23 protein-coding genes and 1 tRNA gene are annotated in these 19452 nt (G+C 62.5%); 7 read left to right on the forward strand and 17 right to left on the reverse strand.

Features of this window, described 5'->3' with window-relative positions:
- Positions 1 to 441: 441 nt before the first annotated feature.
- Together ACSHWJ_RS15135 and ACSHWJ_RS15140 are read right to left on the reverse strand one after the other, a co-directional pair.
- The gene (locus ACSHWJ_RS15135; RefSeq protein ID WP_432540003.1) at positions 442 to 672 is read right to left on the reverse strand and encodes a hypothetical protein; all 231 of its coding nucleotides are present in this window, start codon (positions 670 to 672) and stop codon (positions 442 to 444) included.
- Positions 669 to 1100, reverse strand: coding sequence for a terminase small subunit (locus ACSHWJ_RS15140; RefSeq protein WP_435928755.1), 432 nt, complete (start codon positions 1098 to 1100; stop codon positions 669 to 671). The genes ACSHWJ_RS15135 and ACSHWJ_RS15140 overlap by 4 nt, the downstream gene beginning before the upstream one ends.
- Between ACSHWJ_RS15140 and ACSHWJ_RS15145 the strand changes: the two genes are divergently transcribed.
- Positions 1050 to 1175 carry a hypothetical protein gene (locus ACSHWJ_RS15145; protein WP_435928751.1) on the forward strand — a complete coding sequence of 42 codons (126 nt, stop codon included), beginning with the start codon at positions 1050 to 1052 and terminating at the stop codon, positions 1173 to 1175. The genes ACSHWJ_RS15140 and ACSHWJ_RS15145 overlap by 51 nt on opposite strands.
- A gap of 221 nt (positions 1176 to 1396) precedes the next feature.
- On the opposite strand, the gene ACSHWJ_RS15150 is transcribed toward ACSHWJ_RS15145, so the two are convergent.
- From ACSHWJ_RS15150 to rpsU, 11 genes are all read right to left on the reverse strand, one after another.
- Entirely contained in the window at positions 1397 to 1714 is a 318-nt protein-coding gene (locus tag ACSHWJ_RS15150; protein ID WP_432540004.1) for a hypothetical protein, read from the reverse strand.
- Positions 1704 to 4499 carry a DUF927 domain-containing protein gene (locus ACSHWJ_RS15155; protein WP_432540005.1) on the reverse strand — a complete coding sequence of 932 codons (2796 nt, stop codon included), beginning with the start codon at positions 4497 to 4499 and terminating at the stop codon, positions 1704 to 1706. The genes ACSHWJ_RS15150 and ACSHWJ_RS15155 overlap by 11 nt, the downstream gene beginning before the upstream one ends.
- Positions 4500 to 4680: 181 nt before the next feature.
- On the reverse strand, positions 4681 to 4902 hold the full coding sequence (locus tag ACSHWJ_RS15160) for a hypothetical protein (protein ID WP_432540006.1): 222 nt from the start codon (positions 4900 to 4902) through the stop codon (positions 4681 to 4683).
- On the reverse strand, positions 4899 to 5111 hold the full coding sequence (locus ACSHWJ_RS15165) for a hypothetical protein (protein WP_432540007.1): 213 nt from the start codon (positions 5109 to 5111) through the stop codon (positions 4899 to 4901). Before ACSHWJ_RS15165 ends, ACSHWJ_RS15160 begins: the two co-directional genes overlap by 4 nt.
- Before the next feature lie 365 nt (positions 5112 to 5476).
- Positions 5477 to 5722 (reverse strand): helix-turn-helix transcriptional regulator, encoded by a 246-nt coding sequence (locus tag ACSHWJ_RS15170; RefSeq protein ID WP_432540008.1) that lies wholly within the window; start codon positions 5720 to 5722, stop codon positions 5477 to 5479.
- 114 nt (positions 5723 to 5836) lie between these two features.
- Positions 5837 to 7039: a tyrosine-type recombinase/integrase gene (locus tag ACSHWJ_RS15175; protein ID WP_432540009.1), complete on the reverse strand. Its 1203-nt coding sequence runs from the start codon at positions 7037 to 7039 to the stop codon at positions 5837 to 5839.
- Positions 7040 to 7219: 180 nt separating this feature from the next.
- Positions 7220 to 7296 (reverse strand) — tRNA-Ile (locus tag ACSHWJ_RS15180).
- 14 nt (positions 7297 to 7310) lie between these two features.
- Positions 7311 to 9110: an RNA polymerase sigma factor RpoD gene (rpoD, locus tag ACSHWJ_RS15185; RefSeq protein ID WP_432540010.1), complete on the reverse strand. Its 1800-nt coding sequence runs from the start codon at positions 9108 to 9110 to the stop codon at positions 7311 to 7313.
- A 77-nt stretch (positions 9111 to 9187) separates the two neighbouring features.
- The gene (gene dnaG / locus ACSHWJ_RS15190; protein WP_432540011.1) at positions 9188 to 10903 is read right to left on the reverse strand and encodes a DNA primase; all 1716 of its coding nucleotides are present in this window, start codon (positions 10901 to 10903) and stop codon (positions 9188 to 9190) included.
- 58 nt (positions 10904 to 10961) lie between these two features.
- A complete protein-coding gene (locus tag ACSHWJ_RS15195; RefSeq protein ID WP_010962182.1) occupies positions 10962 to 11420 on the reverse strand; it encodes a GatB/YqeY domain-containing protein in 459 nt (152 codons plus the stop codon).
- 23 nt (positions 11421 to 11443) lie between these two features.
- Positions 11444 to 11677 carry a 30S ribosomal protein S21 gene (gene rpsU / locus ACSHWJ_RS15200; RefSeq protein WP_010962181.1) on the reverse strand — a complete coding sequence of 78 codons (234 nt, stop codon included), beginning with the start codon at positions 11675 to 11677 and terminating at the stop codon, positions 11444 to 11446.
- A 110-nt stretch (positions 11678 to 11787) separates the two neighbouring features.
- Between rpsU and tsaD the strand changes: the two genes are divergently transcribed.
- Positions 11788 to 12801 carry a tRNA (adenosine(37)-N6)-threonylcarbamoyltransferase complex transferase subunit TsaD gene (gene tsaD / locus ACSHWJ_RS15205; protein ID WP_432540012.1) on the forward strand — a complete coding sequence of 338 codons (1014 nt, stop codon included), beginning with the start codon at positions 11788 to 11790 and terminating at the stop codon, positions 12799 to 12801.
- Here tsaD and plsY read toward each other — a convergent pair.
- Positions 12788 to 13384 (reverse strand): glycerol-3-phosphate 1-O-acyltransferase PlsY, encoded by a 597-nt coding sequence (gene plsY / locus ACSHWJ_RS15210; RefSeq protein ID WP_017365755.1) that lies wholly within the window; start codon positions 13382 to 13384, stop codon positions 12788 to 12790. The two genes, tsaD and plsY, sit on opposite strands and share 14 nt — an antisense overlap.
- Positions 13385 to 13463: 79 nt before the next feature.
- Here plsY and folB point away from each other — a divergent pair, with 79 nt between their 5' ends.
- Both folB and folK read left to right on the forward strand, forming a co-directional pair.
- Entirely contained in the window at positions 13464 to 13829 is a 366-nt protein-coding gene (gene folB, locus ACSHWJ_RS15215) for a dihydroneopterin aldolase (protein WP_432540013.1), read from the forward strand.
- Positions 13822 to 14316 (forward strand): 2-amino-4-hydroxy-6-hydroxymethyldihydropteridine diphosphokinase, encoded by a 495-nt coding sequence (folK, locus tag ACSHWJ_RS15220; protein ID WP_218800662.1) that lies wholly within the window; start codon positions 13822 to 13824, stop codon positions 14314 to 14316. The genes folB and folK overlap by 8 nt, the downstream gene beginning before the upstream one ends.
- Here folK and ACSHWJ_RS15225 read toward each other — a convergent pair.
- Positions 14313 to 15068: a pteridine reductase gene (locus ACSHWJ_RS15225; RefSeq protein ID WP_010962176.1), complete on the reverse strand. Its 756-nt coding sequence runs from the start codon at positions 15066 to 15068 to the stop codon at positions 14313 to 14315. The genes folK and ACSHWJ_RS15225 overlap by 4 nt on opposite strands.
- A gap of 81 nt (positions 15069 to 15149) precedes the next feature.
- Here ACSHWJ_RS15225 and ACSHWJ_RS15230 point away from each other — a divergent pair, with 81 nt between their 5' ends.
- Together ACSHWJ_RS15230 and ACSHWJ_RS15235 are read left to right on the forward strand one after the other, a co-directional pair.
- Complete coding sequence (locus ACSHWJ_RS15230; RefSeq protein WP_010962175.1) at positions 15150 to 15677, forward strand: phosphatase PAP2 family protein; 528 nt, start codon at positions 15150 to 15152, stop codon at positions 15675 to 15677.
- On the forward strand, positions 15674 to 16738 hold the full coding sequence (locus tag ACSHWJ_RS15235; protein WP_432540014.1) for an MJ1255/VC2487 family glycosyltransferase: 1065 nt from the start codon (positions 15674 to 15676) through the stop codon (positions 16736 to 16738). Before ACSHWJ_RS15230 ends, ACSHWJ_RS15235 begins: the two co-directional genes overlap by 4 nt.
- Here ACSHWJ_RS15235 and cysQ read toward each other — a convergent pair.
- A complete protein-coding gene (cysQ, locus tag ACSHWJ_RS15240) occupies positions 16735 to 17553 on the reverse strand; it encodes a 3'(2'),5'-bisphosphate nucleotidase CysQ (RefSeq protein ID WP_017365752.1) in 819 nt (272 codons plus the stop codon). The genes ACSHWJ_RS15235 and cysQ overlap by 4 nt on opposite strands.
- A 65-nt stretch (positions 17554 to 17618) precedes the next feature.
- Between cysQ and yrfG the strand changes: the two genes are divergently transcribed.
- A complete protein-coding gene (yrfG, locus tag ACSHWJ_RS15245; protein ID WP_218798411.1) occupies positions 17619 to 18272 on the forward strand; it encodes a GMP/IMP nucleotidase in 654 nt (217 codons plus the stop codon).
- A 66-nt stretch (positions 18273 to 18338) separates the two neighbouring features.
- Here the strand turns inward: yrfG and ACSHWJ_RS15250 are convergent, their stop codons facing one another.
- Positions 18339 to 19370 carry a hypothetical protein gene (locus ACSHWJ_RS15250; RefSeq protein ID WP_432540015.1) on the reverse strand — a complete coding sequence of 344 codons (1032 nt, stop codon included), beginning with the start codon at positions 19368 to 19370 and terminating at the stop codon, positions 18339 to 18341.
- Positions 19371 to 19452 lie beyond the last annotated feature (82 nt).

Raw genomic sequence — 19452 nt, forward strand, 5'->3', positions numbered from 1 at the left:
CGATCAAGAACGCGGCCTTTGTGACGGTCGTCGTCGCGAAGGCGGGTCGTGGGGCTGCGATTTTCGGGCATCGTGGCACACGTCGCTGTGCCCGGTTGACGGACCACCGGGCGGGTTGCGACACGAAGCCCTGAAAATGCCTCTCTCCATCGATGTGTTGAGAAAGAATGGTGGGCCCTGTAGCTACTGAACAATCCGGTGTAGCCAAGGATTCATAGGTCAATGGCTCGTCGCGTTTCCTCGAATACCATCAGAACTACCATCATTCATTCGGCGCTTAGGTGAAACTCCGCGATCCTTGATGATACAAAAAAGCCCGCCCGATGGCTGGCCCACCACGTGGTGGTCGATGTCGGATTTGCCGCGTCGATCCGCACCCGGATTCTCGACAGGTGCTCCGCCGAGTGTCGATTTCTTCCGGGAAAGCCAACATGTGCCGGATCACTCCCGACCGTCTTGGGTCTCTGCCTGCTCGACCATCCGCCGGACCTCCACCGGGTCCAGCCCTAGCAACCTCGCCCCATGCTCCCAGTCCGACAGCCGATACCGGGCCAGGGTCTTCAAGGCTGTGGCCCTGAATCTGGCGGCCGTCTGCTCCATCTCGGCGGCCTTGACCAGCAGCTCGAGCGATGCCCTCGGCTCCAGCTCCGCCAGCCCTTCCTCCCGTGTCATGGCGCGGCCTCGATCACGGGCATGCCGTCTTTCGCCGGCACGAAATTGATGACCAGGTTAGGCGGCGGTCCCAGTGGTGCGCCGTTCGGGCCGGATAGCTGGACCTTCTCCAAGAACAGCCCCAGCGACTTTGCCAGCAGCTCAGCGGCCTTGATGCGATCCCTCATCTCCTCGGTGGGGCTGCGCAGCACACTTGTCCAAAACTCCCGCAGCTCCACCACATCGGCGATGCGCTTCGATCGCAGCTTTTCCGCCAGCTCCTCGACGTAGGCCGCGATACCAACATCTGACAACAATTTCGGTCCGATCCGGTTTGCTGACCGCTCCGAATACCCCGCCGCCCGCGCCGCCTCCGTGGCGTTACCGGACTTCGCGTAGTGCTCCGCAAAGGCCGTATCGCCGCCGTGGACATGGCCCCGGCTAAAAATTCGGCCGCGGTGGCGGGTTTGATCGACCAGGAGAAGGCCGCTCTGAAGGAACTCGGGAAAGAGCTGGCTGAGTGAGAGTGAGATAAATGAACGGGAATGTGTGAGATAAACTGGAAGACCAGGGATGAAGAAGGAAGAAACTGGACGTCAAAGGGATATCGCCCCAGGGAATCGGATGTCCTTTCTTCGAGCCGGCATGGCGTCCAGGTGCCGCCGCTCCGCTGGGGTGGAAACGAATTCGCGGAAGCTCCGGTCCGGACCTTCGCGGAGTTGCTTACGGCGCTTCGCTCGGGTGGTCATCGGATCACCTCGCATGAGCCTAAGCGCCGGCCGTACCGCTGCCGCAGATCGCCCATCAGTTCATCGGCGGAACACTCGCCGACGGCAACGCCGCCGCCCTGGCCCGCCTTCAGCCGGAACCGGATCACGGCCCGGCGGTTTCGTGCATTGTTCTCGGCTTCGATTTTTTTCGGGGTTACTGGGGTTACCAGGGTTACCGCCCCGCCATCCGTGGCTTTCAGCGGTAACCCCTGATTTCTTGCTGGGGTTACCGGGGTTACCTCCTGGCTTGCGGCCTTCCACTCCAGGCGGGATAACAGCTCATCAAGGCTCATGGTCGCCCCCCACTTTTTCGGAAGCCAGCGGGTATAGCTTCACCACGCGACCACCGATTTTGTAGGCGCGCGCCCGCTTCCCATCCGCCCCGGCCGCCGGCAATGCCCCGACTTGCTCCAGCACGTCCAAGGCCCGCTTGAAGTCGAAACCTTTGAGCGCCTCGCGCAGCCCGTCCGCCGTGAACAGATAGGTTCGCCCGCCGGGCCCGTCCTTCCACCAGCCGGCCCGATCCCGGATCAAGGGTTCACTACCGCCATCAGTAGACGAAAACCGGCCATCGCCGTGGCGGTCGATGAACGCCGAAACCTGCTCCAGCACTTGCCGGCGCTCGTCATTGCCCTGGCCGCGCGTTGATCGCCATAGTAGGAATCCCTCGGCGGCCGCCTCAAGCGCCATGCCCTCCGTCCATCCGGTGACGCTGTACTCGGTCGCCAGCTCGCCGGCCAGCGCCAGCAAGGCGAACCGCGCAGCCGCCCGCTTGTCTTGACCTTCGCCGGGATCGCCCCAGATCGGCAGGGCCTTGAGCCGTTCGTAGAAGGCGCAGAAGTCGCGGGTATCACGGGTGAGTCGTTCCAGGAAGGCGCGGCCGGCGTGACCGTGACAGCTCGCAGCCGCTCGCTTGATTGCATCGGACAGCGCCGCGCCGGACTCGAAGCCGTGCAGCGCATCGAAACAGCCGAACGCACGCGCCGCCGGCACATCCAGCAGCCGCACGCCCTGGCCCGCCTTGGCTCGGTGCCCGCCCTCGGCCATTGTGGTGCCGATGGTGCGCTCGCCGCTGGACATGACCAGGCAGCGCCAGCGGACCACGCCCCGCGCGCCGCCGCTCCGGCTGGCCCGCTGTTTGCCCCGACCGTTACCCAAGGCGTAGACGATTGCGCCCACCTCTCGGGGATCGCATTCCGAGATTTCGTCCAGCGCCAGCAGGCCATCATTGAACAGCGCCGCCGCGCCTTCCATACCGTTCGCCGTGGCGCGCCAGCTCCGGCGGTAATTCGGCCCGCCCCAGACGGAACAGGCAGCCTCAAGCAAGGTGGTCTTTCCGGTAGACGAATCGCCAACGAAGTGCAGCCCGCCGGATTCGGCGTTGCACTTCGCCAGCAGCGGCCCGGCAAAGGCAGCGGACAGCGCCAGCATCAGCAAGGGGTTACCGGCGGCCCGCCCGGCAATCTCGGCCTGCCAACCGTCCAGCGTGCCGGCGGTGGTGTACTCGTCGTGCCCGCGCTCGCCGGATTGGAAGATCACCCCGGAAGCCGCCTGGCCGATCACGGTGTCCGGCAGCACGAACGACGATCCAGACCAGCCGGTTTGCAAGGCGCAGGTGACGCGCCGCTTCGGGGTTACCGCCTGCAAGTATTGCCCCAGAAGCCGGTGGGAACTGGGGTCGATCCGCACGCCCATCGCCAGCAGCTCGCCGCGCAGCTCCTCGCCCGATCCGCGTAGCAACTCCATCGGCATGGCCCATTCCCGCCAGCGGCCCAGGATATTCTTGAACCGCAGCAAGAGGCCGAAATTGCCGTCGGCCGCGTCGTGGGTGATGGCCTCGACGTGCAGCGGTGAACATATCCATTGCTCGGTCAGCATCTGCGGGCCGTCGTCCTTGCCTCCCTTGATACCGAACAGCCACACGCCGGGGCGATACGGTCGGTCGCCGTGTTTGGTCCAGTCGTCCAGCACCACGAACTTAGGGCGCTCGTATTCGTTAGGGATGGGGCATGCGCCGGTTCTGGTAACCCCGGTAACCTCATTCGATTTTTCGGGGTTACCGCTGGAAGCCGCGCCATCCGTGGGCGTAACCCCGGTAACCTCGGTAACCCCTGAATTCAACAATGTCCGAACGAATTCCAGCCCGCACGCCGTCGCCATGTCGTTGAAGTCAGTATGCCCTGGTGCCCGTTCGTATCCGAACTGCGGGACCGCTAGCACGCCGCCCACGGCTCTCGCCGCTGCCGCCGCATGCTCGTCGGGGCATCCGGTCGCTTTAACCAGATCGGCCAGAATGACCAGCTGCGCCGCCGGGTAGCGCTCCCGCATCTGCCGCGCCACGGCTTCCAGGTTTCCAGACGACAGCGCCGCCAGTACCGGCCAGCCGGTGGCCTGCCGCACGGATAGGACCGTCGCAATGCCTTCGCCGATGGCGATGATTTCGGCGTCCTCCGGGATCGGCTCGGGCGTCCAGCAGCCGCCGGCCTTCCGCCCTCCGGCAATGGCGGACTTCCGGCCTTGCTCGTCGATCAACTCACAGGTGGACAGCTCGCCTTCGACGGTGACCGGGGCAATCAGGATGCGCCCGGCCAGCGCCTCACCCCTCGATGCCGGCGCATAACCCAGGATGGCCTTAACCCGATCCAACGGCAGTTCCAGCAGCGCCGGAACCGGCTCGATGTTCTTACGGACCAGGTAGGGGTGATCGGCCGCGGCCGGGGCAGCCTCGGCGGCCAGCTTTCCCGCCTTGCGTGCGGCATCCTTCCGGCGCTTGGCTTCGTCAGCCTGGCGCTCCTTGCGGGCCTGCTCGACTTGCCGCTTGAACTCGGCCAGTTCCTCGGCGGTCCAGTCGCCGCCGGATCGGCCAGCCATCCAGTTGACGGAAAGATCGCTCGACCAGTCGCCAAACACGCCGCCCCGGCCATCGGGGAACAGCTTGCACCAGCCGGCATCATCGCCGTTGCGTTTACCAGCGCCGGGGAAGCGGTGCAGCTTGCCGGGTGTGATGTGGTCCGGTGGCTCCAGACCGGCGGCCTGGATGGCGTCGCGGAATTGCTCAATGGGGTCAGAGGTCAGCATAGGCGCGCCTCCTTGCCTGCCGCCCACGGCTGGCCTAGACTTCCGCTTGAGCCGTCCCCAAAGCTCAGAACGCCCAGATGAAGCCCGCCGCCACGCGGGCTTTGTCGTCTCTTACGTTTCCACTTTCGTTTCGGCGTCCTCCGCCGGCCGGGTTTTTCTGGGTAGTCGTTGAAGGCTGGCATCATGCGGCCTCCTCCTCGCCGTACTCGGCGGCCAGCTCATCAAGTCGAAGCTCGGTATCAGCGGCGCCGACATAGCCCCAAAACCACCACATGACTCTGCCCGTATTTGGCGCGATGGCGTAAACGTGAATCGCTCCGGTTCGGGTGATGCGGAAATTTTTGGCGCCGAACCGGGCCTCGAGGAGGGTTCTGATTTGAGGGATCGAGTACGCCGTTTTCATCGCGCGCCCTCCCGCAGACCTTCAACGATGCCGCCCAGGTCGACGGCAGCGTCACAAAGGGTGTCGATGACCACTTCCAGGCGTTCGGCGGATGCGAATTTCGGCGACTCCGCCGCCAGCTCCAGCAGCGCTTGAGCCGAATGAACACGGGCGGCCAGGCGGGATAGGACAGATTGCGGGCGCAGCTCGCCCAGGGTGGGGTGGTTCATGGTGTGGCTCCTACGTTGGTGTGGGAACCGCCACTGACCGTCGCCAAACGGTTGGGGTGGCGGATGATGCGGGGTTGGCGAACCGGACGTAGGACCGGCAGACCCGAAGGTCTCCCCGCACCACCCGCCGTCGAACATCGCCGGGCGCAAAAAAAAGCGCCGACGTGGGGCGCGTGGTGCGCCTACGTTCTCCGAGTCGCCAAACCCGGCCCAGTTTGCGAACTGGGACGCGGAACAGCTTACAGCGGATCCTGCCGGCGCATTATCAGACTTCTTGATGGAAGCCTTGCCGAAGACAAGGGAAGAACTTATCGGCGCCCGATCCCGCAGGCCAGGCTTGATCGGCTGGTCGTGGGCGAAGGCGCTCATGCGGCCTCCGGAGTTTGGGATTCAAGCCACTGACGAACTTCCGACGTTCTCCAGCAGGTCGTTCCGGGCCCAAGCTTGATTGGCCTGGGAAATCTACCGTCTCGCACCATCCTCCAGAGCGTGGCTCGGCTTACCGGAACGACGTCCGGCGTTATGTCCCAGATTCGGAGAAAACCTGCTTCAGAAAGCTGGCGTACTGTCTTGTTTTCGCTTCGTGCTGCCATCATGCCTCCGTAGGGCATTTGTTGAGACGGCACGAAATATATGCACTCAATTTGAGACTGTTAACCCGGAAAAATTTCCGCCTTAACAAACTTGAGTAATTGTGATACGGGGTGAGACGGGATGTTATTTCATTATCTTGCTTGCCGGATCGGAATCACCTCCGCGCCAGTCCGCAGCCCCTCCAGATACCGGGCCCAGGTCTCCATCATCGCCTTGCGCTCATCAAGGAAGGTCGTCCGGTTGTAGGCTCGGCCGAGCGGATCGCGCACCACGTGGCCGAGCTGCTGCTCCACGATGTCCACCCGGAAGTTCAGCTTCTCCACCAGCAGCGTGCGCGCCGTAGCACGCCAGCCGTGGCCTACCAGGGTGTCCTTGGCGATACCAAGGGAACGGTAAGCCCCAAGTACGGCACCTTCCGACATAGGCCGGATGCCGGACGGTGACCGCGCCGAAGGCATGACGTAGACGCCGCGGCCCGTCAGCGGTCGAAGTTCCTCGATGATCTCCAGCGCCAGGGCAGACAGTGGCACGATGTGGGGTGTTCCCGTCTTGCTCAGGGTGAACCGCCACTCGCCGGCCTCGATGTCCAGGTCTTCCCATTTCATGGTGCGCAGCTCACCCGGACGGACGAATACCAGCGGGCCCAGCCGCAAGGCTGCGCGTACTGCCGGCGTTCCGCTGTAGCCGTGCAGGATGCGCAGCACCTTGCCTATCTCCTGCGGCTCCAGTAGCGCCGGGTGATGCACCTTCGAGACTGGAGCCAAGGCTCCGCGTAGGGATTGCGTCGGATCTGATTCAGCGCGTCCGCTGGCGACGGCATACCTCATCACCTGCCCGACGATACCCTTGATTCGGTGGGCGCTCTCAACCTTGCCGGTATCCTCTAGCCTTCGCAGCACGGCAAGGATGACAGGCGCGGTCAGCCCCGAAACGGGCTTGCCGCCCAGATAGGGAAAGATGTGATTCTCCAGCCGCTCCAGCACCCGCTTGGCGTGGGTCTGTGCCCATGACGGCGAGAACCTCGCGTGCCATTCGCGGGCGATGGCCTCGAATGTCTCCCGTTCGGCGGTCTTGGTCGCCTTTCGCTCCGCACTCGGGTCGATGCCTTGCGCCAGCAGCCTCCGGGCGTCGTCGCGGCGGCTGCGGGCGTCGGCCAGGGTGACGTCCGGGTATTGCCCGAAAGATAGGGTCTTCTGCTTCCCCTCGAAGCGGTAATTCATCCGCCAAAGCCTCCCCCCTTGCGGGGTAACGAGCAGATACAGACCTCGTTCGTCGGTCAGCTTGTAGGGCTTGTCCTTCGGCCTAGCCTTGCGGGCCTCGATGTCTTGCAGCATGGGCGATTGCTCCGGATTGATGGCATCGAACCCGCTGGTATGGACGATGCCAACAAAGATACCATCGGGAATGATGGTACTGGATGTTATCCGGTGATATGCCGTGAGACAACAAAAAACCCGCAAAGCCTTGTAGCTTGCGGGTTCTGAGTCGTCTTGAGACGGGGTGAAACTCTAAAATGGTGGGCCCTGTAGGACTTGAACCTACGACCTGGCGATTATGAGTCGCTCGCTCTAACCGACTGAGCTAAGGGCCCAAACTCGATGTCCGTCATTCGATGTCCAGAAAGCTGCGCAACTGTTCGGACCGTGATGGGTGGCGCAATTTGCGCAGGGCTTTGGCTTCGATCTGGCGGATGCGTTCACGCGTCACGTCAAACTGCTTTCCGACCTCTTCCAGCGTGTGGTCGGTGTTCATGTCGATGCCAAAACGCATCCGGAGTACCTTCGCCTCCCGGGCGGTCAGTCCGGCAAGCACCTGTTGGGTGGTTTCGCGCAGGCTGGCCACGGTGGCATGCTCGACCGGTGACAGGACGCGGGAGTCCTCGATGAAGTCCCCCAGGTGCGAATCGTCGTCGTCGCCGATGGGGGTCTCCATGGAAATGGGTTCCTTGGCGATCTTCATCACCTTGCGCACCTTGTCTTCCGGCATGTCCATGCGTGCGGCGAGCTCATCCGGCGTCGGCTCGCGCCCCATTTCCTGCAGCATTTGCCGCGAAATGCGGTTGAGTTTGTTGATCGTCTCGATCATGTGTACCGGAATACGGATCGTGCGCGCCTGGTCGGCGATGGACCGTGTGATGGCCTGGCGGATCCACCAGGTTGCGTAAGTCGAAAACTTGTAGCCCCGCCGATACTCGAACTTGTCCACCGCCTTCATCAGGCCGATGTTGCCTTCCTGGATCAGGTCCAGGAACTGCAGTCCCCGGTTGGTGTATTTCTTGGCGATGGAGATGACGAGACGAAGGTTCGCTTCGATCATTTCGCGTTTGGCCAGGCGTGCCTGGTTCTCCCCCGCGGACACTCGGCGATGAATGTCTTTGATGAGCGCGATGTCGAGCCGGTTCTCCTTCTCGATTTGAGCCAGTTTGGCCTGAATCCGGCGAATTTCCTCCGCATGGGCCTTGATCGCAGCCGCATAGGGTTTCGCCGGATCGCATACCCGGTCGAGCCATCCCTCGTCGGTTTCACTGCCGCTGAACGACTCTATGAACTCCGCCTTGGGCATCTTCCCTTTGGTCACGCAGATGTCCGTGAGCGCGCGTTCCTGCTCGCGGATTTTCGCCACGGTGTCGCGCAGCGTATCGGTCAGTTCCTTGAAGAACTGCGGGGTCTTCTTGAATTCCATGAAGGCCGTGGCCAGGGCATCGAACGACTTCTGCGTCTTCTCGTGGCCGTAGCCGTACTTGTGGTGGGCGGTGACGGCTGCCTTGTGCAGCTTGCGGAAAGCCGCCAATTTTTCTTTTACCAGCTCGGGGTCGGGGCCGGTATCGCCTTCATCGATGATTTCCGCTTCGGCGTCGTCTTCGGTTGCCACCGTGTCTGCCGTGGCGGGATCGAAGAAATCGGAGATCAGATCGGAGAGTCTGAGTTCGCCGTTGTCGACGGTCTCGAAGGCTTTGAGGAAATGTTCCATGGCTGCCGGGAACCGTACCAGTTCGTTGGCGGCGATGTTGAGCCCCTCTTCGATGCGCTTGGCGATGCTCAGCTCGCCTTCGCGGGTCAGCAGCTCCACGGTCCCCATTTCGCGCATGTACATCCGCACGGGATCGGTGGTGCGCCCAAGTTCGGTATCGACCGACGAAGCGAGCGCCGCTGCGACTTCCGCGGCTTCATCCTCGTCGGATTCGGCCACCACCGCCGTGTCCTGGATCAGGTCTTCGTTGTCGGGGACATCCTCGTGGACTTCGATTCCCATGTCGTTGATCATGCAGATGATGTCTTCCATCTGCTCGGGATCGACGATGTCGCTGGGGAGATGATCGTTGACCTCGGAAAAGGTGAGGTAGCCCTGCATCTTGCCCTTAGCAATAAGTTCCTTAAGCTGGTGCTGCTGCTGTTCTGGCGTCATTAACGAACTCGCGCTGGAGGGGTGGGTGGTACTGAAGAACTTTTCATTGTAGAAGATGGGGTGGCGTTAGTCGAGTTTCAAGATTTTCCTCCTGTCAGTTTCCGCAGCTCTTCCCGTTCACTATCAGTGAGTTGGGCGACCTTCGACTTGTCGATCAATTGGCTCAGCCGCTCGTCCCGAAGCAGTGCGCGCACCCGGTCCAAGGCATCGACGAATTCCCTCTCCATTCCTTCTTCCGGCGTGAGCAACCCCGGTTTCAAGAGGTTTCGGGCCAGTTCGCCTTCCGGTGTTTCCCGCAGATGTTCGAACAGCATGCCCGCCGTCGGTGTCTCTCGCAGATCGGTGTATTCCAGGATGCGTGCGATGAGGGGGCCGGCGCGGGGGTTTTCGATGAGCCGGGCCCTGATTTCCGGTGAGATGAGTTTCGCGAGCCGAGGGCGGTGTAATAGGAGGGTGACCACATTCCGCCACGCGGACGGGGGGCGTACCTGCCCGGAAGGATGGCCCAGCCGGTTTTCGAGGGATTTCGAGGCGGGCGCCTGGGTCACCACACCGGTGAATTCGCTCAGCCGTTGTTCCATCAATGTCCTGAATGCTCCGACCGGGAGGCGGTCCAGAAGTTCCCGGGCCTGTTTCTGCAGCGTCGCGCGTCCTTCGATGCTGCGTAGATCCAGGTCTGTTTGCAGCGTTCGAAACAGGTAATCGGAGAACGGTGAGGCTTGGCCAATACGACGCTCGAATGCCTCGCGCCCTTCCTTGCGGATCAGTGAATCCGGGTCTTCGCCTGCCGGCAGGTGTATGAAGCGTATTTCGCGTCCTTCCTGCAGCAGCGGAAGGCTGGCTTCCAGCGCCCGCCAGGCTGCCTTATGGCCGGCGGCATCGCCATCGAAACAGAAAACGATTTCCCTGGTGAAACGGAACAACAAGTGCACATGCTCGGCGGACGTGGAAGTGCCGAGCGTCGCGACGGCGTCGTTGATCCCGTGCTGAGCCAGGGCGATGACGTCCAGGTAGCCTTCGACCACGAGGATCCGCCGGGGGCGGGGGGTCGATTCCAGCAGCTCGTGCAGACCGTACAGTTCCTTGCCTTTTCTGAACACCTCCGTTTCCGGCGAGTTCAAATATTTCGGCGTGTCATCGCCCAGGGTGCGGCCGCCGAAGCCAATGACGCGGCCGCGCCGGTCCCGAATGGGAAACATGATCCGATGGCGGAATCGATCGTAGCAGGAGCGGCCTTTCTCGATGACCAGACCGCTCTGGATCAGAAGCGTTCTGGGCCAGTCCGCCGGCAGGCTGTTCCAGCCCGGCGGGGCGTATCCGAGCCGGTAGCGGCGAGCGATTTCACCGGTCAGGCCGCGCTTGCGCAGATAGATTTTGGCCTGTTCGGCATCGGGATGGTCGCGGAGCTGCTGGATATAGAAGCCTGCCGCCCGCTCCAGAATGTCATAGACTGGTTGGAGCGAAGCAGAAGGATTCGCCCCCGGGGTGGCCATGGCTTTCGGCAGATCAATCCCTGCCAGCGTGGCCAGGGTTTCCACGGCTTCCGGGAAGCTCTGGTGTTCGTAATCCATCAGAAAGCTGATGGCATTGCCATGGGCGCCGCAGCCGAAACAATGGTAGAACTGCTTTTCCCGGCTGACGGAAAAACTGGGCGTCTTTTCCGAATGGAAGGGGCATCGGGCCAGGAAGCTGGAGCCCGACTTCTTCAAGGGGACGCGCGCGTCGATGAGATCGACGATATCGATGCGCGCTATGAGGTCGTCAATGAATTCGCGAGGGAGTCGGCCGGCCATTGGGGAAAGAGGGGTTCCCACCGGCTCGTCCTTGCCTCATCGGCGGGGAAACGCGAACTCAGCTCAACAGTGATCTGACCCGCGCGCTGGCTGCGGACATGTCTGTCCGCCCCTGCAGCTTCGGCTTGGCCAGGGCCATGACCTTTCCCATGTCGCCGATGCCCTTCGCGCCGGATTCCTCGATGGCCGCCTGCAGTATGGCCGAGACCTCTTCTTCGCTCAGTGCCTGAGGGAGGTATGTCTGGATGATCGCGAGTTCTGCCTGCTCGACGGCAGCCAGATCGTTGCGTCCGGCGGCTTCGTACTGGGCGATGGACTCGCGCCGCTGCTTCGCCATCTTGTCGAGCACCATGACGATTTGCGCGTCGTCGAGCAAGATGCGCTCGTCGACCTCCTTTTGCTTGACGGCGGCGAGGATCAGGCGGATCGTCGCCAGGCGTTCTTTCTCACCTGACTTGAGTGCCGCTTTCATGTCGCTCTGCAGGAGTGCTTTCAGCCCCGCGTCTTGCTCAGCCATGTGTGCGTTCCGAATGGATCCGTTTATTGCTGAGGACGGCCCTTGCGCAGGTTCTGCAGCGCGAAGCGTTCGCGCGAGAGTTTCTTCAGATGCCGTTTGATGGCCGCGGCGGCCTTGCGTTTGCGTTCCTCGGTGGGCTTTTCGTAATATTCGCGGCGGCGCACTTCCGACAGGACGCCGGCCTTTTCACAGGCGCGCTTAAAGCGGCGGATGGCAATTTCAAAAGGTTCGTTCTCGCGGATCTTGATCGACGGCATGTAGCATCCCAAACAGTTCAAATGGATTCTTGGAAAAATGGCCGGAGTCCGGCCGCCTCTTGAATAAATGGCGCATTATACCCGGACCGCCGGGTAACGCAAAAAGAGCCGTGTTGGTCTTGGGCATCGAAACTTCCTGCGACGAAACGGGCGTCGCGCTTTATGACTCGAGCAAGGGGCTGCTGGCGCACCGGCTCTACAGTCAAGTCGACGAGCATGCGATGTATGGTGGCGTGGTGCCGGAAATCGCATCGCGCGACCATCTGCGCAAGCTCCTCCCGCTGGTCCGCGAAGTGTTGGCCGCAGGGGGCGTCCGGCGTACCGCGATCGGCGGGATCGCCTACACGGCCGGACCGGGCCTGATCGGAGCGCTCCTCGTCGGGGCGGCCGTGGCCCGCAGCCTCGCCTGGGCCTGGAGCGTCCCTGCCATCGCTGTCCATCACATGGAAGGCCATCTGCTGGCGCCGCTGCTGGAACCCGAGCCTCCCGAATTCCCCTTCGTCGCACTCCTGGTTTCCGGCGGCCACACTCTGTTGGTCGAGGTGCGTGGCATCGGGGTCTACCAGGTGCTGGGCGAATCGCTGGACGATGCGGCCGGCGAGGCTTTCGACAAAACCGCAAAGCTTCTCGGGCTGGGTTATCCCGGTGGGCCGGCATTGGCCCGCCTCGCCGAGAAAGGGCGCGCCGAACGGTTCCATTTCCCCCGTCCGATGACGGACAGGCCGGGTCTCGATTTCAGTTTCAGCGGACTCAAGACCCACGCATTGAACGTGCTTGCCGCGCTGCCGGGGACGCCGCAGGACAAGGCGGACATCGCCTGCGCATTCCAGGCGGCCATCGTCGATACGTTGGTGCTGAAGTGTCGCCGGGCGATGCGGGAAACCGGGTTGGGGCGCCTGGTCGTCGCAGGGGGCGTGAGCGCCAATCAGGCGGTGCGCAAGGGGCTTCAGGCGATGGCTGAAAGCGAGCGCTGCCGGGTTTACTTCCCAAGGCCGGAGTTCTGCACCGACAATGGGGCGATGATCGCCTTCGCCGGTTGCTGGCGTCTTCGGGCCGGCCAGTTCGAACCGTCGGCGATCGAGGCGAGGGCACGCTGGGCGATGGAAACGCTCACAGCCGTTTAGCGCCGAGCCGAGCTTCTTCGCCCTTGAGCAGCCGTTCGATGTTGCCCTTGTGGCGGTAAACGAGCAGCGTGGACATGAACAGGGTTGCAACCACCAGTTCGGCGGAGCCCAGCCAGAGCCAGACGTAGACCGGAGCAAGGACCGCCGCTGCCAGTGCGGACAGGGACGAAAAGCGGAACAGCGCGGCCACGCCGATCCAGGTCAGGAGCGCCATGAGGCCCACTGGCCAGGCGAAGCCCAGCAGTACGCCCAGGGCGGTTGCCACGCCTTTCCCTCCCTTGAACTGGAAAAACACCGGGTAGAGATGCCCGACGAATGCCGCGAAGCCGATCGCGGCGAACAATGGCGGAGATACCGCCATGCTCTTGGCGATGAGCAAGGGAATCAGCCCCTTGGATGCGTCACCCAGCAAGGTCAGGATGGCGGCCCGTTTGCCTCCCAGTCGCAGCACGTTGGTGGCGCCGGGGTTCTTCGAGCCTTCCTGGCGCGGATCGGGCAGCCCCAGGGTCCGGCTGACGATGACCGCGCTCGAAACCGAGCCGAGCAGATAGGCAAAGGGAATCAGCAGCCATTCGACCGGCATGATCGCTCCGCAGTTGTCATGAATTTGAATTCTATGTTACGAATGGCCGTCTTGAACGCGCGACCGACAGAGGCCGGAAATGGACATTATATTTCTGCGGGGCCTGCAGATCGAGACGATCATAGGCATCTACGACTGGGAACGGGAGATCCGCCAGACCGTCGTTCTCGATCTCGAAATGGCGACCGACATCCGCAGGGCGGCGGAGACCGATGACATCGCCCATGCCCTTGACTACAAGGCGGTATCGAAGCGTCTCATCGAATTCGTCGAAAACAGTCAGTTCTTTCTGGTGGAAACCCTGGCCGAGAAGGTCGCGGCCACTCTGCTGAACGAATTCTCGATCCCCTGGGTGCGTGTCACCCTGAACAAGCGCGGCGCCATTCGCGGCGCCAGCGATGTCGGCGTCTTGATCGAGCGCGGGGAAAAGCCGGCCGATGCCTGAGGTTTTCGTCAGCATCGGCAGCAACGTCGACCGGGACAGGCATATTCCTTCGGCGCTCACGGCACTGCGCGATGCTTTCGGACCGCTGCGCGTGTCCAGCGTCTACGAGACGGCCGCCGTGGGGTTCGAGGGCGACCCTTTCTACAACCTCGTCGTGGGATTCACGACGGAGCGGCCGCTCGCCGATGTCGCTAATGAACTGGCCCGGATCGAAGCGGATCATGGACGTACGCGGGAGTCGAAGAAATTCAGCGCCAGGACCCTGGACCTCGACCTGCTGTTATACGGCGATGCGGTCGTCAGCGAAGGGAAGCTCAGGCTTCCGCGCAAAGAGCTGACCGAATACGCCTTCATGCTCGAGCCGCTTGCGGAAATCGCGCCGGATTTGAAGCATCCAGTCCTGGGAGGGAGCTTTCGGGAGCTTTGGGAGCGTTACGACAAGACCGGTCTGCAACAGGTGCGCATCCGCCCGTCCTGGCATTCCTAGCCGAACAGGCTGCGGCCGCCATCCACAGCGAGCACCTGTCCCGTGACATAGGGGGCTTGGTCCAGGAACCAGGCGACGGCCTTGGCGACGTCCAGTGGAGTGCCGGGCCGTCCCAAGGGGATGCGGTTCAGGATTTCGGCCTGTACGTCTGCATCCGTGCCCTGTTCGGGCCATAGAATCGCACCCGGCGCTACCGCATTCACGCGGATGGCCGGTGCCAGTTCCTTGGCAAGCGACCTGGTCAGCGCAACCAACCCCGCTTTGGCGATGCTGTATGCCGGATGGTTTTTTAGCGGCCTGTCGGCGTGGATATCGACGAGGTTCACCACGCAGCCCCGGTTGGCCGACAGCCAGGGCAAGGCGTGCTGGACCAGGAAAAACGGCGCGCGGAGATTGCTGCCCAGTAGTTCGTCCCACTGCTGGCTGGTCACCGATCCCATGGGGGTCGGATAGAAGACCGATGCATTGTTGACCAGTGCGTCGAGTCGGCCCCAGCGTCGGGCCGCCGCCGCGACCAGTGGCTCCAGGGCTTCGAGTACCAGCAGATCCGCGCCGATCGCCGCGGCCGAGTCGTCGCGGCGGCGGTTGAGGTCGTCGCAAAGCGTCGCGGCATCCGTTTCCGAGCGATGGTAATGCACGATGATGCGGTAGCCTTGATCGTGCAGGTGGGCGGCAATGGCTGCACCGACTCGGCGGGCCGCTCCCGTGATCAGAGCCACCTTCCCCGCCGCCGGTCCCACTGAAGTCTTCATCGAATCGTCACCGTAGCGACCGCTTGCTGTCATGGTCGTCCTCTATGCTGGCCGAAGCATTCGTTTCCCCGGAGCGTTGCCATGAAACTGATCCACGCGATTCACCGTTGCGACGTATTCATGTTCATCTGGTTCATGAACCGCAAGCACCTCGAGCTCTGCGCGCGGTGCAGCCGTTGGGTTTCACGCACCGGAGACGGTTTTCTCTACGCTTTGCTCGGCCTGTACTGGTTCGCCGCCGGTGACGACCTGAGCCGGGCTTTGCTGAAAGCCGCTCTGCTGGCGTTCGCGATCGAGCGGCCGCTGTATTTCATCGTCAAGAACGGCCTGCGCCGCGACCGGCCTGCCGCGGCGATCCGGGATTACCACAGCTTCATCATTCCTTCCGACCGGTTCAGCTTCCCGTCCGGCCACACCTCGGGCGCGTTCCTGATGGCGACGGTCGTCGCCAGCGCCCATCCCGCCTGGTTGCCGGCATTATACGGCTGGGCTGCTGCGGTGGGGCTGTCGCGCATTTTCCTGGGCGTCCACTTTCCCACCGATGTGCTCGTGGGGTTGGCCATGGGTACGAGCATCGCTTTCCTCAGCGTGGGAGTCTTTCTGACGTGAGAATCTTTTACGGCGTCCAGGCTACGGGCAACGGCCACATCACGCGGGCGCGCGTCATGGCGCCCGCGCTCAAGGCGGCCGGGTTCGAGGTGACCTATCTGTTCACCGGTCGGCCTTGGGATCATCTGTTCGAAATGGAGGTTTTCGGCGACTACCTGTGGCGCAAAGGGCTGACATTTTCGACCAAGGCCGGACGGGTCTCCTATCTGAAGACCTCGGTTCACAATGACGTCCTCCGCTTCGTCCAGGACATCCGGACGCTGGATCTTTCCCATTACGACCTGATCATCACCGATTTCGAGCCGGTCACGGCCTGGGCAGCCAGGATGCAGAAGCGCGAAGTCATCGGCATCGGCCATCAATACGCATTCGGCTATCCCATCCCCAAGACCGGGGACGACATTCTCGCGCGTACCGTGCTCAAATATTTCGCCCCGGCCAGCGTCGAGCTGGGCCTGCACTGGCACCATTTCGACCAGCCGATCCTGCCGCCGGTCATCGAAACGCCGCCGGAACCGGAAGCGGTGCTCGAGCAAAAGATTCTGGTCTATCTCCCTTTCGAGGACATCCGCGAGATCGTGGCGCTGTTGGCGCCCCTGCGCGAATACGAATTCCACGTCTACAGCCCGGCGGTCAGCCGGGACCGGCCCGAGCACATCCATATCAAGCAACTGTCCCGTGCCGGCTTCCAGCGGGACCTGCGTGACTGCAGCTCGGTGATCTGCAATGCCGGATTCGAACTGGCGAGCGAGGCCTTGCAGATGGGCAAGAAGCTGCTGGTCAAGCCGCTGAGAGCGCAAATGGAGCAGCTTTCCAACGCCCTGGGGCTGGAACAGACGCAGCTCGGCGCGGTGATGCCGGAGCTGGACCGGGCGTCGGTGATACATTGGCTGAGGAACGGCCATGCCGTCCGGGTCGTCTACCCCAACGTGGCGTCCCACATCGTCGGCTGGCTGAAAAGCGGCGATCGGCACATCGACCATGCCTGGGTCCGCAGCGTGTGGGACGAGGTCCGCTACGATTACGGCGCCGATCCCGAACGCCGGGCCAACGCCGCCTAGCCTTCGATTCCTCGCGTGTAGTCGAGCCAGGGACGGCTCTTGTCGCCGAACACCAGGAAGTAAGGATTCAACAGACTGTCTCTTGCGTTATACACGAGCGGGGCGCCCGTGAGGTCGGTCACCGCGCCGCCGGCCTCGGTGACGACGCAATGTGCCGCCGCCGTATCCCATTCGGAAGTCGGACCGATCCGGGGATACAGATCGGCGGTTCCTTCCGCCACCAGACAGAGTTTGAGCGAACTGCCCATCGGCCGCAATTTACATTCTCCCAGCCGGTTCAGATAAGTCTCCATCGCAGCATTCACGTGCGACCGGCTGCCGACGACGACGGGATGCAGCGGTGCCTGGGCGCGCACCCGGATGCGTTGCGGTGTCTGGTCGCCGTGCTGGCGAAAGGCGCCACAACCTTCGGCGGCGAAATACGTCAGGTCCAGCGCAGGGGCGTGAACGACGCCCAGGACGGGCGCGTGTTCATGGATCAGGGCGATGTTCACCGTGAATTCCCCGTTTCTTTTCACGAATTCCTTGGTGCCGTCCAGCGGGTCGACCAGCCAGAGCGAAGACCAGTTTTTCCTGTCTTCGAACGCGTGAGCCGCTGACTCTTCCGAAAGTACCGGAAATTGGGGTCTCAGACGAGCCAGTCCGGCTACAATCAACTCATGCGATGCCAGATCCGCCGCCGTCAGTGGTGATTGGTCGGATTTCTGCGTGACGCTGAACTCCGAGTCATAGATCGCGAGGATAGCCCGGCCGGCCTCCTTGGCCAGCGCGACCACGGATTCGAGCAGGCGGGAAGGCTCCTTCATGATGGGCATGGACTGATTTCCTTGGCTACTCACTGGGCTGGGCTTTCGACAAATCAAGCGAAACATGGTAACCGATGATTCCCTGGAAGCGCATGCGCAGCGTGTTTCTCGACATGGACGGCACGTTGCTGGATCTCAATTTCGATAACCACTTCTGGCTCGAATTCGTGCCCCGGCGCTATGCCGAGCGCAACGGCCTGAGCCTGGCGGAAGCCAAGGCGGAGCTGATGCCGAGGTTCCGGGCGATGGAAGGCCGGCTGGAGTGGTATTGCCTGGATTACTGGAGCCGGGTGCTGGGGCTGGACATTCCGGCCATGAAAGCCGAAATCGCCGGATTGATCGCGGTCCTGCCCCATGTGACCGAATTTCTCGATGCGGCGCGGTCGGCGGGGCTGCGGCTGGTCCTGGTGACCAATGCCCATCCCAAAAGCCTGGGACTCAAGCTCGAGAAAACCGCCCTCAACGTCTTCTTCGACGCCATCATCAGCTCGCATGCCATCGGCCTGCCGAAGGAGGACCCTCTGTTCTGGCGGCGCCTGCACGACGTCGAGCCCTATGATCCGGAAACCACTCTGCTGGTCGACGACAGCCTGCCGGTGCTGCGTTCGGCTCGGCAAACGGGGCCCAAGTACCTCGTGGCCGTGCGCAAGGCGGACAGCAAGCGGGCGGCGGCGAATATCGCCGAGTTTCCAGCCATAGATGACTTGCGGGCGATCACACCACAGTGAAGACGTTTGCCGGCATCCCGTGAGTGGAAGAGAGGCTTTCGTCGTCGTCACCCATCGAGGGACGGGTCATCGATGATTGCCTCCTTCCATCATCCTGGCCCCGCATGCCATTTCCATTTCCCGCCGGTCGCTGGATGAGCCGTCTTTTCCGGGCTCCCTGGGCTGGAACGGGTTTTCGGTCATGTCGGCGTCCATGGCGGCGCGCTTGTGCCCTTTCCAGACCATCGGCCCCTTAGGGCCCAGCACCATGAGCGCCGCCAGCAGGCCGATCGTGACCAGGCTGAAGGAGCTGAGCTGGGCCAGGGTCAGCGGTCCGCGCAGTTGACATTTGCCCGCTGCCACACCTTCCTTGTAGAAGAGATAGGTGAACCAGATCAGGATCAGCAGATTGGCCGTGGTGAAGACGGGCATGAAGATCAGGACATGGTCGGGAATCATCATGACGACCACCATGGCACCCATGGTGCCCCCCATCACGCCGGCCATGAGGCCATGGATGACGGCCATCGGCCCGCAGCACCAGGCTGTGAGGACGCCATAAAGCGTGCCGAGCGACATGCCGACCATGGCGCCGACGAAAAAGCCGTTGGTCGCTCCCAGCACGCCCCCGATCATGGTGCCGACCTGCATGCCGATGGTCATGCCTATCACCATACCCATCATGTGCGAGGCATGGGCGTATATGTAGCTGCGGAGATACCCCAATGTCGCGATCAGCGGCACGACGCTGAGGTCGAGGTACACCATCCACCATCCGTAGCGGTCGAGAAACTGGGGATCGTCGGCGAAATAGTTCCAGTAGACGAGTCCCTGCAAGGCCAGAACGGCGCCGATGACCACGACGACGTTCAGGCCGAGCCTCAAAAGCGGGCCCAGCGAAGGTCCAGCGGGCGTCGTTTCGGTGGCTGGCGTAGAAGTGTCTGGAATGATCATGCCGGTGAACGATGTCCCGTCGGAATCCTCGCAGCATGGATCTTCGACCGATGGAGGCAGGGGGAGCGTGATGTCGTTGACCTTGATGGATACCACCCGGTTGGCGCTGTCGAACCTCAACTGCAGATCGAAATATCCCGACGTCTTGGTATTTTCTTCTGGCATGTCGTTTCCTGGTATCGTTGGGAGCGTGGTGGCTGGCTGCGGTCTGGAGAAAAATGACACTTTTACGGCGTGACCATTCCGC

Origin of the sequence: Methylococcus sp. S1M, assembly GCF_051295855.1 — a bacterium.
GTDB lineage: Bacteria > Pseudomonadota > Gammaproteobacteria > Methylococcales > Methylococcaceae > Methylococcus > Methylococcus capsulatus.

Excerpts from the sequence above, each read along its gene's own strand:
- ACSHWJ_RS15195 (WP_010962182.1), bottom strand. The coding sequence starts at position 11,420 with ATGGCTGAGCAAGACGCGGGGCTGAAAGCACTCCTGCAGAGCGACATG.
- rpsU (WP_010962181.1), bottom strand. The coding sequence starts at position 11,677 with ATGCCGTCGATCAAGATCCGCGAGAACGAACCTTTTGAAATTGCCATC.
- ACSHWJ_RS15170 (WP_432540008.1), bottom strand. The coding sequence starts at position 5,722 with ATGCCCTACGGAGGCATGATGGCAGCACGAAGCGAAAACAAGACAGTA.
- ACSHWJ_RS15150 (WP_432540004.1), bottom strand. The coding sequence starts at position 1,714 with ATGAGCCTTGATGAGCTGTTATCCCGCCTGGAGTGGAAGGCCGCAAGC.
- folB (WP_432540013.1), top strand. The coding sequence starts at position 13,464 with ATGGACATTATATTTCTGCGGGGCCTGCAGATCGAGACGATCATAGGC.
- ACSHWJ_RS15135 (WP_432540003.1), bottom strand. The coding sequence starts at position 672 with ATGACACGGGAGGAAGGGCTGGCGGAGCTGGAGCCGAGGGCATCGCTC.
- ACSHWJ_RS15250 (WP_432540015.1), bottom strand. The coding sequence starts at position 19,370 with ATGCCAGAAGAAAATACCAAGACGTCGGGATATTTCGATCTGCAGTTG.
- folK (WP_218800662.1), top strand. The coding sequence starts at position 13,822 with ATGCCTGAGGTTTTCGTCAGCATCGGCAGCAACGTCGACCGGGACAGG.
- ACSHWJ_RS15175 (WP_432540009.1), bottom strand. The coding sequence starts at position 7,039 with ATGCTGCAAGACATCGAGGCCCGCAAGGCTAGGCCGAAGGACAAGCCC.
- yrfG (WP_218798411.1), top strand. The coding sequence starts at position 17,619 with ATGATTCCCTGGAAGCGCATGCGCAGCGTGTTTCTCGACATGGACGGC.
- ACSHWJ_RS15225 (WP_010962176.1), bottom strand. The coding sequence starts at position 15,068 with ATGAAGACTTCAGTGGGACCGGCGGCGGGGAAGGTGGCTCTGATCACG.
- ACSHWJ_RS15165 (WP_432540007.1), bottom strand. The coding sequence starts at position 5,111 with ATGAACCACCCCACCCTGGGCGAGCTGCGCCCGCAATCTGTCCTATCC.
- ACSHWJ_RS15155 (WP_432540005.1), bottom strand. The coding sequence starts at position 4,499 with ATGCTGACCTCTGACCCCATTGAGCAATTCCGCGACGCCATCCAGGCC.
- plsY (WP_017365755.1), bottom strand. The coding sequence starts at position 13,384 with ATGCCGGTCGAATGGCTGCTGATTCCCTTTGCCTATCTGCTCGGCTCG.
- cysQ (WP_017365752.1), bottom strand. The coding sequence starts at position 17,553 with ATGCCCATCATGAAGGAGCCTTCCCGCCTGCTCGAATCCGTGGTCGCG.
- rpoD (WP_432540010.1), bottom strand. The coding sequence starts at position 9,110 with ATGACGCCAGAACAGCAGCAGCACCAGCTTAAGGAACTTATTGCTAAG.
- ACSHWJ_RS15160 (WP_432540006.1), bottom strand. The coding sequence starts at position 4,902 with ATGAAAACGGCGTACTCGATCCCTCAAATCAGAACCCTCCTCGAGGCC.
- ACSHWJ_RS15230 (WP_010962175.1), top strand. The coding sequence starts at position 15,150 with ATGAAACTGATCCACGCGATTCACCGTTGCGACGTATTCATGTTCATC.
- dnaG (WP_432540011.1), bottom strand. The coding sequence starts at position 10,903 with ATGGCCGGCCGACTCCCTCGCGAATTCATTGACGACCTCATAGCGCGC.